At 67.7% G+C, this 12,209-nt stretch carries 9 protein-coding genes; 5 read left to right on the forward strand and 4 right to left on the reverse strand.

Annotation, left to right across the window (positions count from 1 at the left end):
- Nucleotides 1-2: 2 nt before the first annotated feature.
- On the forward strand, nt 3-926 hold the full coding sequence (locus HUK68_RS14750) for a DUF6999 family protein (protein ID WP_175504859.1): 924 nt from the start codon (nt 3-5) through the stop codon (nt 924-926).
- A 148-nt stretch (nt 927-1,074) separates the two neighbouring features.
- Here HUK68_RS14750 and HUK68_RS14755 read toward each other — a convergent pair whose 3' ends face one another.
- The 3 genes from HUK68_RS14755 to HUK68_RS14765 all read right to left on the reverse strand — a co-directional run bounded on the left by HUK68_RS14755 (nt 1,075) and on the right by HUK68_RS14765 (nt 3,919).
- Nucleotides 1,075-2,136: a S49 family peptidase gene (locus HUK68_RS14755; RefSeq protein ID WP_175504860.1), complete on the reverse strand. Its 1,062-nt coding sequence runs from the start codon at nt 2,134-2,136 to the stop codon at nt 1,075-1,077.
- Nucleotides 2,137-2,209: 73 nt separating this feature from the next.
- The gene (locus HUK68_RS14760) at nt 2,210-2,878 is read right to left on the reverse strand and encodes an HAD family hydrolase (protein WP_175504861.1); all 669 of its coding nucleotides are present in this window, start codon (nt 2,876-2,878) and stop codon (nt 2,210-2,212) included.
- A 36-nt stretch (nt 2,879-2,914) separates the two neighbouring features.
- On the reverse strand, nt 2,915-3,919 hold the full coding sequence (locus HUK68_RS14765) for an RluA family pseudouridine synthase (protein WP_175504862.1): 1,005 nt from the start codon (nt 3,917-3,919) through the stop codon (nt 2,915-2,917).
- Nucleotides 3,920-4,513: 594 nt separating this feature from the next.
- Between HUK68_RS14765 and HUK68_RS14770 the strand changes: the two genes are divergently transcribed.
- The 4 genes from HUK68_RS14770 (at nt 4,514) to queF (ending at nt 10,449) form a co-directional block, all read left to right on the forward strand.
- Complete coding sequence (locus tag HUK68_RS14770; protein ID WP_175504863.1) at nt 4,514-7,762, forward strand: Rne/Rng family ribonuclease; 3,249 nt, start codon at nt 4,514-4,516, stop codon at nt 7,760-7,762.
- Nucleotides 7,763-7,840: 78 nt separating this feature from the next.
- On the forward strand, nt 7,841-8,617 hold the full coding sequence (gene yaaA / locus HUK68_RS14775; protein WP_175504864.1) for a peroxide stress protein YaaA: 777 nt from the start codon (nt 7,841-7,843) through the stop codon (nt 8,615-8,617).
- Nucleotides 8,618-8,660: 43 nt separating this feature from the next.
- Nucleotides 8,661-9,515 (forward strand): 2OG-Fe(II) oxygenase, encoded by an 855-nt coding sequence (locus tag HUK68_RS14780; protein ID WP_175504865.1) that lies wholly within the window; start codon nt 8,661-8,663, stop codon nt 9,513-9,515.
- An 88-nt stretch (nt 9,516-9,603) separates the two neighbouring features.
- Nucleotides 9,604-10,449, forward strand: a complete 846-nt coding sequence (gene queF / locus HUK68_RS14785) for an NADPH-dependent 7-cyano-7-deazaguanine reductase QueF (protein ID WP_175504866.1) — start codon at nt 9,604-9,606, stop codon at nt 10,447-10,449.
- Nucleotides 10,450-10,559: 110 nt separating this feature from the next.
- On the opposite strand, the gene HUK68_RS14790 is transcribed toward queF, so the two are convergent.
- Nucleotides 10,560-12,128, reverse strand: a complete 1,569-nt coding sequence (locus HUK68_RS14790) for a methyl-accepting chemotaxis protein (RefSeq protein ID WP_175504867.1) — start codon at nt 12,126-12,128, stop codon at nt 10,560-10,562.
- Between the last annotated feature and the right edge of the window lie 81 nt (nt 12,129-12,209).

The following is a 12,209-nucleotide window of genomic DNA, read 5'->3' on the forward strand; positions in this document are numbered from 1 at the left end:
CCATGAAGAACGAATACGCCGAGCACGCCTGGGACGAACGCGACCCCAGCCCCTGGCTGGCGCTCTACCTCGACCAGAGCACGCCGCTGCCCGACGAGGTCAAGGCGGCCTGGCTGCGCGACTGCAGCGGCGGCTCGCGCCAGTTCTTCCTGCCGCTGATCCGGCCGCTGGCGCGGCTGTCGATGATCATCATCCAGGTACTGAAGGTGTTCCTGCCCAAGCGCTGGTCGCACTCGATGCTGCTGCACCGGCTGCTGGCCTTCAGCATGAACCGCTTCGTCTCGCCCGAGGCCAACTGGCTGATCATGCGCCACTTCCACCTGGGCTCGCAGGTGCTGTCCTTCGTCGCCGCGAACGCGCCCGTGCCGGTGGGCACCACGCCGCTCGCGCCGATGGCCATCGACGAGGTCAAGGACGAGCTGTTCCTGCGCCACGACCTGAACCTGTTCAATTTCGTGATCCGCCTGAACAAGGCGCTGCGCGCCGCAGGCAGGGAGCTGGTGGCCGTGCCCGAGCCGGATTTCTCCATGCTGCACGAGCCCGCGCTGCGCATCGAGGACATGCCGCGCGGCCGCTTCAACCTGCTGGACCTGCAAAGCGCGATCGAGATCTATACGCCGGTCTACCAGCTGCTGCTGACCGACAACGACTTCTGGCGCGCCAGCAACTCGCTGCAGCTCGACGAGACCGTGGCCATCTACTGCGCCAAGATCCTGGCCTCGCCCGAGCACCTGGTGCTGCTCAACAACAAGCACCCGATGGTGCCGATGAGCACGCTCTATGCGGCCTACCGGCTGGTGCTGCATGGACTGTCGACGGAGATGCTGCATGCGCTGCTGATGCGCATGGCCAGGGGAGAAATTCCCATCCCGGCGCGCGAGTTTGCGAAGATGCACGACGCGGCGGAGATGGTGGTTGGGGAATGAAGACGCCCTGTATCTGGAGGACAGGGCATTCACCCTTCGACGCGGCCGGCGAGGCAGGCTCAGCGCGAATGGGAAACCCGTTCGCCCTGAGCCTGTCGAAGGGTGGACGGCCTGCCCTATGAATATATAAGGCGCCGCCCCAGCGAGCTCAGCGCAGCACCGGCAGCGCCGACCGCAAGGTCTGCACCGCCCCGCCGCCAATCGCCGCGCCGAATTTCTTCGCCAGCCGCTCGGCCACGTTGTCGCGGCGCGTGTAGTCGATGACTTCCTCGACCTTCACGACCTCGCGCGCCACGTAGTCGAGGTTGCCGAGCTTGTCGGCCAGGCCCATATCGACCGCCTGCTGGCCGGTCCAGAACAGGCCGCTGAAGGTATCGGAGTCGATCTTCAGGCGCTCGCCGCGGCCGTTCTTCACGGCAGTGATGAACTGCTGGTGGATCTGGTCGAGCATGGTCTGCGCATGCGCGCGCTGGGCTTCGGTCTGCGGGCTGAACGGGTCGAGAAAGCCCTTGTTCTCGCCGGCGGTCATCAGGCGGCGTTCGACGCCGAGCTTTTCCATCGTGCCGGTGAAGCCGAAGCCGTCCATGAGCACGCCGATGCTGCCGACGATGCTGGCCTTGTCGACGAAGATCTCGTCGGCCGCGGCGGCAATGTAATAGGCGGCCGAGGCGCAGGTTTCCTCGACCACGGCGTAGACCGGCTTGTCGTGCTTGGCCTTGAGGCGCCGGATCTCGTCGTTGATGATGCCGGCCTGCACCGGGCTGCCGCCGGGCGAGTTGATCAGCAGCACCACGGCCTTGGAGCCGCTGTCCTCGAACGCGCTGCGCATCGCGGCGACCACGAACTCGGCGCTGGCTTCGGCACCGGTGGCGATTTCACCCTTGATGTCGACCACGGCGGTATGCGGGCCGCTCACGGTGGTGGTGGCGACATCGCGGCCGAACATCATCCAGCTCAGCAGCAAGAGCACCAGCAGCCAGGACATGCGGCCGAACAAGCGCCAGCGGCGCGCGGCGCGCTGTTCGCGGATGCTGGCCATGACCAGGTTTTCCAGCACTTCGCGCTCCCAGCCCGGCGACTGCGCATGCACGGCGCCAGGATCGGCGGCTGCCGACGCGGCGTCTTCGGGCCGTGCCTGCGCCCACAGGTCGGGTGCCGCGGGAGGAAGAGGTTCGGAGCCCGGGGCTCCTGGAGGCAAAGGGGTGGTCATGTCAGGACTCGACAGGTATCAGGTCCCAGCCAGTATGCCAGCGCACCCTGCTCCGAGCCTTACACAATGGCTTTCAGCCGTTGGCAAGCAGCCAGTGGTGCAGATCTGCAACGGATTCGGCGACATGCAGCGGAAGGTGCTCGGCAAAGCCCAGCGCCGGATGCGCGCCATAGGCCACGCCCACGCTGGCGCAGCCGGCGCTGCGCGCCATCTGCAGGTCGTGCGTGGTGTCGCCGATCATCAGCACGCGCTCGGGCTCGACGCCGAACTCGGCCATCAGTTCCTGCAGCATCAGCGGATGCGGCTTGCCCGCGGTCTCGTCCGCGGTGCGCGAGCCGTCGATCAGGCCCTTGAGCGGCACGCTGGCGAGCACCTCGTCCAGGCCGCGCCGGCTCTTGCCCGTGGCCACCGTGAGCAGGTAGCCGCGCTCGCGCAGCCCTTCGAGCATGGGCACGACGCCCTCGAACAGCGTCAGGTCGTTGTGGTGCTGCAGGTAGTGGTAGCGGTAGCGGTTGCCCAGCTCGGGGTACTTTTCGGGCGGCACGTCGGGCGCCGCATGGGCCAGCGCCTGCGCCAGCGCCATGCCGATCACATAGGAAGCGGCCTCCTGCGTTGGCACCTGGCCGCCGACGTCGCGCACCGCTTCCTGGATGCTTTTGGTGATGGCCGCGGTCGAATCGTAGAGCGTGCCGTCCCAGTCGAAGGCAATCAGGTCGAAACGGCGGGAAGAAACAGAAGGCATGGAAATTCCGTCAGAAAGCAGCAGGACAAGCGAGTTTCAGGCCACGAAAGCGGCCAGTTCGGCAGGCAGTTCGGCGCGCAGCTCGATGCGCTCGCCCGAGGCCGGGTGGTTGAACTGTAACCGCCAGGCATGCAGGAACATGCGTTTGAGCCCCTGCTTTTGCACGCGCCGGTTCAGGTCGAAATCGCCATATTTGTCGTCGCCGACGATGCCGTGGCCCTGCGAGGCCAGGTGCACGCGGATCTGGTGCGTGCGCCCGGTCTTGATGGTGACCTCGAGCAGGCTCATCGCGGGCAGGCCGAGCAAGGGCCGCGCGGCAATCTGCGAGCGCACCTTGACCAGCGTCACCGAGCGCATGCCGTCGGGATCCTCGGGCGTGGTCACGCGCACGCGGCGCTCGCCATCGGGCAGCAGGTACTTGTGCAGCGGGGTGTCGATGACCTTCTTGTTGGCCGGCCAGCTGCCCTGCACCAGCGCCAGATAGGTCTTGCCGGTCTCGCGCTCGCGGAACTGGTCCTGCAGCGCGGTGAGCGCCGAGCGCTTCTTGGCCACCAGCAGGATGCCCGAGGTTTCGCGGTCCAGCCGGTGCACGAGTTCAAGGAACTTGGCCTGCGGCCGCGCCTGGCGCAACTGCTCGATCACGCCGAAGCTGACGCCGCTGCCGCCATGCACGGCCACGCCCGCGGGCTTGTCGATGGCCAGCACATGCTCGTCCTCGAGCAACTGCGGGAATTCGCGCGCCGGCGCGGGCTGGGCGGCTTTTTCCGCGACCTTGTCGGAGATGCGCACCGGCGGCAGGCGCACGCTGTCGCCCTCGGCGACGCGCGTGTCGGCGCTGGCGCGGCCCTTGTTGATGCGCACTTCGCCGCTGCGGATGATGCGGTAGACATGGGTTTTGGGCACGCCCTTGAGATGGCGTATCAGGAAGTTATCGAGGCGTTGGCCTGCGGAATCGGCGTCGACTGCGATGAAGCGCGCCGCAGGGGCTGTGTTGCCTTGGGCTCGGTCCATCGCCGGTTTGCCCTCTATAATGTGTTTCACCTGCGCGATACTAGTGTAAGTGGTTGATTTGCATGGAGTTTAGTCCACCCAGCCATTTCCCGCTGCGCAGGCAGGTCGATGCCAGCCGGTGTCGCACACGCAAATCGCAGGCCGGATGCCTGTATTTCCTGTGCCACAACGGGCAATCTGACGAATTGAAACACTGATACGGAATCTCACAGTTGGCAGCTTTCGGCGAACCCGGCGTTTGCACCTGCCAACGGATCAAAGCGAGCATGTGGATCTTTTATGCATGGATGGTCTTACTGGGACGGAGGTCTTTGCCTCCGCACCGGCCTGTCCGTGCCCCCAAGGTCCCGGCTTTTCCAGCGCCGCCGCTGTCCCGTACCCGGGTCAAGCGGTACGCGCATTCACTCGCTCCCATCCAAGCGCCCTTGCCCCCCTTGCTGACATAAACCCGATGATGGTCAGCAACACGCGGCATTCGCAGCCATTCCTTTTCGTTTCAAGACGTCAGTCCGGCATCATCGGCTCCCATAGAGCCCGTCTTTGATTGAGTCACAAGGCGAGCCGTTCCGACAGCGCCACAGGCTGAGAACGGCCCGCCTTCATAACGAATAGAGGAAGCGCATCATGAAACGGATGCTTATCAATGCCACGCAGGCCGAAGAACGCCGTCTTGCCATCGTCGACGGCCAGAAGCTGCTTGACTACGAAATCGAGATCGAAGGCCGCGAGCAGCGCAAGGGCAACATCTACAAGGCGGTCGTCACCCGCGTCGAACCCTCCCTCGAAGCCTGCTTCGTCGATTACGGCGAAGACCGCCACGGCTTCCTGCCCTTCAAGGAAATCTCGCGCCAGTACTTTGCCGACGGCGTGCCCCCCAGCCAGGCACGCATCAACGATGTGATCCGCGAAGGCCAGGAAATGCTGGTTCAGGTGGAAAAGGAAGAACGCGGCAACAAGGGCGCGGCCCTCACCACCTTCATCTCGCTGGCCGGCCGCTATGTCGTGCTGATGCCCAACAACCCGCGCGGCGGCGGCGTCTCGCGCCGCATCGAGGGCGAAGACCGGGCCGAGCTCAAGGAAGCGATGGACCAGCTCGAGTACCCCAAGGGCATGAGCATCATCGCGCGCACCGCCGGCATCGGCCGCAGCGCCCCCGAACTGCAATGGGACCTGAACTACCTGCTCAAGCTCTGGAGCGCGATCGACGGCGCGGCCAAGGGCAAGGGCGCATTCCTGATCTACCAGGAATCGAGCCTGGTGATCCGCGCGATCCGCGACTACTTCAACAACGAGATCGGTGACATCCTCATCGATACCGACGACATCTACGAGCAGGCCCAGCAGTTCATGGCGCACGTGATGCCCGAGCATGCGGCCCGGGTCAAGCGCTACCGCGACGACGCGCCGCTGTTCAGCCGCTTCCAGATCGAGCACCAGATCGAGTCGGCCTATTCGCGCACCGTGACCCTGCCCTCGGGCGGTGCCGTGGTCATCGACCACACCGAAGCCCTGGTTTCGGTCGACGTGAACTCGGCGCGCGCCATCAAGGGCGGCGACATCGAGGAAACCGCGACCCGCACCAACCTCGAAGCCGCCGACGAAGTCGCGCGCCAGATGCGCCTGCGCGACCTGGGCGGCCTGATCGTCATCGACTTCATCGACATGGAAGAGTCGAAGAACCGCCGCGAAGTCGAGAACCGCCTGCGCGACGCGCTGCGCCAGGACCGCGCGCGCGTGCAGTTCGGCAGCATCAGCAAGTTCGGCCTGATGGAAATGAGCCGCCAGCGCCTCAAGCCCGCGCTGTCCGAAGGCGCGCACATCAACTGCCCGCGCTGCGGCGGTTCGGGCCATATCCGCGACACCGAAAGCTCGGCGCTGCAGATCCTGCGCATCATCCAGGAAGAGTCGATGAAGGACAACACCGCGGCCGTGCACTGCCAGGTGCCGGTCGAGGTCGCCTCCTTCCTGCTCAACGAGAAGCGCAACGAGATCGCCAAGATCGAACTCAAGCAGCGTGTGTCGGTGCTGATGGTGCCCAACAAGACGCTGGAAACCCCGCACTACAAGCTCGAGCGCCTCAAGCACGACGATCCGCGCCTGGAAAACCTCGACGCGAGCTACAAGCTGGCCGACGAAGTCGAGGCCAACACCGCCGTGACGCGCCGCTCGCAGGAGCCGACCAACAAGCAGACGCCGGTGATCAAGGGCGTGCTGCGCGACACCCCGGCGCCCGTGGCCGAACCCGCGCCGCGTACTGCTGCTCCGGCGGCTGCCGCGGCACGCCCGGCACCTGCAGGCCGCGCTGGCGCTGCCCGCCCGGCCGCGCCGCGGCCCACGGCGCCCGTGCAACGCGAGCAAGGCTTCTTTGCCTGGCTCAAGAACCTGTTTGGCTTCGGACCCGCTCCCGTGCCCGCCATGCCCGTGGCCACGGCCGCCGAAGCGCCCGCCGCACGTGAAGCACGGCGCGATGGCCGCACGGGTGAAGGCCGCAGCGGCGAAGGCCGTGGCCGCCGCGGCGAGGGCCGCCCCGGCGAGGGCCGCAACGGTGCGCGCGATGGCGCCGGCGAAGGCCGCGGACGCCGTGGCGAGCGCGCGGAAGGCCGCCCCGCGGAAGGCCGCAACGGTCCGGGCCGTGATGCCGAGCGCGCCGAAGGCCGCGACCACCGCAACGGCCGCGACAGCGATCGCCACGAAGGCCGCAATGGCCGCGCCGAAGGCGAACGCGGCGGCGAGGGCCGCCCGGGCGAGGGTCGCCGCAACCGCGGTGAACGTGGCGAACGCAACGAGCGCCGCGAGCAGGAAGCCCGCCAGCCGCTCGAAGCCGCAGCCCAGCTGGCCCAGGTCGGCGCTGTCGACCAGGATGTCTCGCTCGAGGCCGATGGCCGCGGCGAGCGCGGCCCGCGCCGTGAACGTGGCGAGCGTGGCGAACGCCCCGAAGGCAGCGCCCGCCGCGAGCGCGGTGAACGCGGCGAGCGCCGCGAGCGCGCGCCCCGTCCCGTCGAGGCAGGCGAAGCCCAGCCGCTGGACCGCCAGCCGCTGGACCGCCAGTCGCTGGATCGCCAGCCGCTGGACCTCGACACCGCCGTGCCCGAAGCGGCCGCGGTCGAAGGCGATGGCTTCCAGCCGCCTGCGACGACTGCTGAAGGCGAACCCCGCCAGCGCCGCTCGCGTGACCGCTACGGCCGCGACCGCCGCGAACGTGGCGAGCGCCCGCCGCGTGACGCAGCAGCGCAGCCCGCGTTTGACGCAGACCAGGACGCCGAAGCCAACGCTCCAGTGGCACTGAACGCGCCATCCGTGGCCGAGCCAGCCGAAAACGCCCCGGCGGAGCCGGCACGCCGCAGCTACTTCAGCGCGCCGGCGGCCGAACCCGTGGCAGCGCAAGCCCCTGTGGCCGCCGCACCGGTGGCGCCGCAAGCGCCGGCCGCGGTGCCCGTGGCTGCTGAAGCACCCGTTGCCGAGCAAGCCCCGGTGGTTGTGGCTCCCGCTGCGGCCGAGGCTCCGGTGGCGCTGGCTCCGGTTGCCGCCCCTGTGGCCGCCGCGCCCGCAGTGGCGCCCGTCGAAGTGGCTGCGGCCGCTGCGCCCCAGGCCGCGCCTGTGGCCGCTGCCGGCCTGCCGCGCATCGAGGGCTTCACGCTGCCGATCGAGGCGCTGCAGGGTATCGCGCGCGACTCGGGCCTGGAGTGGGTGAACTCCGACGCCCAGAAGATCGCCGCCGTGCAGGCCGCCATTGCCGCCGAGCCCAAGCCGGTGCATGTGCCGCGCGAGCGCCCCGCGCCCGTGGTGATCGACGAAGGCCCGCTGGTGCTGGTCGAGACCCGTCGTGACCTGCGCGAGATGACGCTGCCGTTCGAGCAGTCCAGCAACGCTTGAAAGCGCTGAAACCAGGGGCCTTTCGGGGCCCCTGGTTGTTTCTGGGCTTGTTGTTTCAAAGATTGACGCCTTCTATCCATGCTGCTGCTGCTGTCCCCTGCCAAATCCCTTGACTACGAAACGCCACTGCCCGCGGGTCTGAAGCACACCCTGCCGCCGTTCATCGACCAGTCGAACGAGCTGATCGAGCTGCTGCGCCAGCAGACGCCGCAATCGCTGGCCACGCTGATGGGCCTGAGCGACAAGCTGGCCGCGCTGAACGTCGCGCGCTACGCGGCCTGGAGCCCGGAATTCACGGCGGGCAACGCGCGCCAGGCGCTGTTTGCGTTCAATGGCGATGTCTATGAAGGCCTCGACGCCGCCACGCTGTCGAAGGCGGACATTGCCTGGGCCCAGGAGCATCTGGCCATGCTCAGCGGCCTGTATGGCGTGCTGCGCCCGCTGGACTGGATGCAGCCCTATCGCCTGGAGATGGGCACGCGGCTCGAGAACGCCGCGGGCAGCAACCTGTATGCGTTCTGGGGCGCGCGGATCGCCGAGCACCTCAACCAGCGCCAGGAGCAGGAGAAGAACCCGGTCGTGGTCAACCTGGCCTCGCAGGAATATTTCAAGTCGGTGGACCGCAAGCTGCTGCGCGCCCGCGTGGTCGAGTGCGTGTTCGAGGACTTCAAGGCCGGCAAGTACAAGATCATCAGCTTCCACGCCAAGCGCGCGCGCGGGCTGATGGCGCGCCATGCCGTCCAGCAGCGCCTCACACGACCCACCCAGTTGCAGGGATTTGATGCCGAGGGCTATGCTTTTGCGGATGCGGCCTCGACACCCGAACGCCTGGTGTTCCGCCGCAAGGCCGACTGAGCGCGGCCTCTCCCGCTGTTTCATCCAGGAGCCGACCCGCCGCATGTCCCGATCCACGTCTTCCCCATCGACCACGCAAAACCCCGCTGGCGCCACGCCGGAGCTGCACCAATGGATCGACCAGCAACGGTCGCTGGGCGTGCAGGACGGCGCGCTGTTCACGTCCATGGTGGCCGCGGGCTGGGACGAAGGCGTGGCATGCCAGGCGCTGGACCCGGCGCCTGCGGCCAGCACGCCCACCGCGGCGCTGCCCGAACCCGATCTGGGCGGCGAGCCCGGATCCATCGATGTCGGCGACCGCGCGGTGCGCGTGCTGATGAGCATGAATGCGCCGCGCGTGGTGCTGTTTGGCGAGATCCTGTCTGCCGATGAGTGCGAAGCGCTGATCGAGGCCGCCAAGCCGCGGCTGGCGCGTTCGCTCACGGTTGAAACCGCGTCGGGCGGCGAGGAGATCAACGCCGACCGCACCAGCGACGGCATGTTCTTCCAGCGCGGCGAACTGCCGCTGGTGCAGCAGCTCGAGGAGCGCATCGCGCGCCTGCTGAACTGGCCGGTCGAAAATGGCGAAGGCCTGCAGGTGCTGCGCTACGGCCCGGGCGCGGAATACAAGCCGCACCACGATTATTTCGATCCCCACGAGCCCGGCACGGCCAGCATCGTGCGCCGCGGCGGGCAGCGCGTGGGCACGCTGATCATCTATCTCAACGAACCCGCCCAGGGCGGCGCCACGACCTTTCCCGAAGCCGGGCTGCAGGTCGTGCCCCAGCGCGGCCACGCCGTGTTCTTCAGCTACGCACAGCCCGATCCGGCCACGCGCACGCTGCATGGCGGCGCACCCGTGATCCGCGGCCAGAAGTGGATCGCCACCAAATGGCTGCGCCAGGGACGGTTTGACTAACCTGGCCGCCCCGGCCAGGGTTGGCCGCCCCGGCCAGGCTTGTTATTTTCCGCGCGGCCGCATGCCGCGCCCTCTTACGGATTTCCGCATGAACACCCCTGAACATTCGCAGCTGGGCAAGACCTCTGCCTATATCGACCAATACCACGCCGGCTTGCTGTTTCCGCTGCCGCGCGCCACCAAGCGCGCCGAGATCGGCCTCTCGGGCCAGACACCGTTCTTCGGCGCCGATCTCTGGACTGCCTTCGAGCTGTCCTGGCTGAACCTGCGCGGCAAGCCCCAGGTGGCGCTGGCGCATGTGACCATTCCCTGCGAAACGCCGAACATCATCGAGAGCAAGTCGTTCAAGCTCTATCTCAACAGTTTCAACAACACCCGCCTGGCAGATGCCGGCGAGGTGCTGGCGCGGCTGCGCGCCGACCTGGCCGAGGCCGCCTGGCGCGGCAGCGAGCAGCGCGGCAGCGTCGGCGTGCAACTGCTGCTGCCCGAGATGTTCGACCGCCAGCAGGTGCAGGAATTCGACGGCCTCAACCTCGACCGGCTGGACGTGGAATGCACGCATTACCAGCCCGCGCCCGAGCTGCTGCGCGCCAACCACGACGAAGCGCCCGTAACCGAAACCCTGACCAGCAACCTGCTCAAGAGCAACTGCCTGGTCACGGGCCAGCCCGACTGGGGCAGCGTGCAGATCCGCTACAGCGGCGCAAAGATCGACGAGGAGCGCCTGCTCCAGTATCTGGTGAGCTTTCGCAACCACAACGAATTCCACGAACAATGCGTCGAGCGCATTTTCATGGACATCTGGCGCCGCTGCGCACCGCTCAAGCTCTCGGTCTACGCACGCTACACGCGCCGCGGCGGCCTGGACATCAACCCGCTGCGCACCAGCCACCCGCAGGCACTGCCGGGCAATATCCGCAACGCAAGGCAATAACGGGCGCTGCCAACGATAACGGCCCCTTCACCGGCCCGCCAAGACAGGGCCCTGTGCCAAGGCGCGGTGAAAACCCCGTTCGTGCTGAGCCTGTCGAAGCCCGTTTTCACTCAATCCAGCTTGAACACATCCACCGAGCGCCGCAGCATCTGCGCACGGCCGCCCAGCGACGCCGCCGCTGCCGCCGACTGCTCGGCCATGGCCGCGTTCTGCTGCGTGGCCGCGTCCAGCTGAACCACGGCGACGTTGACCTGGGCAATGCCCTGCGACTGCTCGCGCGTGGCGATGCTGATCTCCTGCACCAGCCCGCCGACGCGGTCCACGGCCGCGACCATGCCGGCAATCGTGTCGCCAGCCTGCGACATGCGCGCGTTGCCGTCGTTGATGCCATCGACGGTACTGTTGATCAGCGTGCCGATCTCCTTGGCCGAGGCCGCGCTGCGCTGCGCCAGCGCGCGCACCTCGCCGGCCACGACCGCAAAGCCCCGGCCCTGCTCGCCCGCGCGCGCGGCTTCGACGGCGGCATTGAGCGCCAGCAGATTGGTCTGGAAGGCAATGCTTTCAATCACGCCGATGATCTCCCGCATGCGCGTGGACGAGGCGCGGATGCGCTCCATGGCCGCGCCGACTTCCTGGATGGCCGCGCCGCTGCGGCTGGCCACCTCGGTGCTCTGCTCGCTCGCGCCGGCCATGTGCTGGGCGGTTGTGGCGGTCTGGTTCACGGTGCCCGTCAGCTGCTCCAGCGTGGCCGCGGTCTGCTGCAGATGGCCCGCCTGGGATTCGGTGCGCGTGGCCAGGTTGGCGCTGCCCTGGGCCATCTCCTGCGCGGTCTGCACGAAGCCGCGCGCATCGTGCAGCAGGTCGCCCAGCACGGCGCGCAGATTGATCTGAACCTGCTGCATGCGCCGCAGCAGCGTGCCCGTGGCGCCGGTCTCCTGCGCATGGCGCAGGTCAGGCTGGGTCATGAGATTGCAGCCGGCGAGATCGGCGGCGAATTGCTGCGCGGCTTCGAGCCCGGCGGCGCAGCGCGAATGGAAGCGCCACAGCACCCAGGCCGCGCCCAGCGCCAGCACCAGCAGCCGCGTACCCCAGGCTGGCGCCCCGGTCCAGCCGAGCAGATCGGGCAGCAGCACCAGCAGCGACACCACCAGCAGCATCAGCGCCATGCGCGCCGTGAGTCCCACGTCATGCCACCGGTTCGGCAGGCCGCGCCAGCCCAGCGCCCGCACCTCGCCGCCGCGCAGGCGCAGTGTCGCCTGGCCCGCGGCCTCTTCGGTGCGCATGCGCGCATACAGGGCTTCGGCTTCACGCACCGCGGCCGCGTCAGGCTTGCGGCGCACCGACATGTAGCCGCGCGGCTTGCCGTTCTCCATGATCGGCGTGACGTTGGCGTGCACCCAGTAATGGTCGCCGTTCTTGCGCCGGTTCTTCACCAGGCCGGTCCACGGGTAGCCATGTGCAATCGTGCGCCACATGTCCTTGAACGCGGCTTCGGGCATGTCGGGGTGGCGCACCAGGTTGTGCGGCTGGCCCATCAGTTCGTCGTAGGAATAGCCGCTGACGCGCGCGAACGCCGCGTTGCAGTGCGTGATCTCGCCCTTGGTGTTGGTGGTCGAGACCAGCAACTCCCCCGCCGAAAAGTCATGGTTGTTGTGGGTGACGGGTAGATTGACACGCATGCGGTACTCCTGGTTTCTAGTTATTGCGGTACGGCCGGGCCCTGGCGGCCAAGCTGCGCAGGCCCATCGAAGGGCCTGTGG

Origin of the sequence: Comamonas antarctica (assembly GCF_013363755.1) — a bacterium.
Classification (GTDB): domain Bacteria; phylum Pseudomonadota; class Gammaproteobacteria; order Burkholderiales; family Burkholderiaceae_C; genus Comamonas; species Comamonas antarctica.

Coding starts and splice junctions, on each gene's coding strand:
- HUK68_RS14770 (WP_175504863.1), top strand. CDS start 4,514: ATGAAACGGATGCTTATCAATGCCACGCAGGCCGAAGAACGCCGTCTT.
- HUK68_RS14755 (WP_175504860.1), bottom strand. CDS start 2,136: ATGACCACCCCTTTGCCTCCAGGAGCCCCGGGCTCCGAACCTCTTCCT.
- HUK68_RS14780 (WP_175504865.1), top strand. CDS start 8,661: ATGTCCCGATCCACGTCTTCCCCATCGACCACGCAAAACCCCGCTGGC.
- HUK68_RS14750 (WP_175504859.1), top strand. CDS start 3: ATGAAGAACGAATACGCCGAGCACGCCTGGGACGAACGCGACCCCAGC.
- queF (WP_175504866.1), top strand. CDS start 9,604: ATGAACACCCCTGAACATTCGCAGCTGGGCAAGACCTCTGCCTATATC.
- HUK68_RS14790 (WP_175504867.1), bottom strand. CDS start 12,128: ATGCGTGTCAATCTACCCGTCACCCACAACAACCATGACTTTTCGGCG.
- HUK68_RS14760 (WP_175504861.1), bottom strand. CDS start 2,878: ATGCCTTCTGTTTCTTCCCGCCGTTTCGACCTGATTGCCTTCGACTGG.
- yaaA (WP_175504864.1), top strand. CDS start 7,841: ATGCTGCTGCTGCTGTCCCCTGCCAAATCCCTTGACTACGAAACGCCA.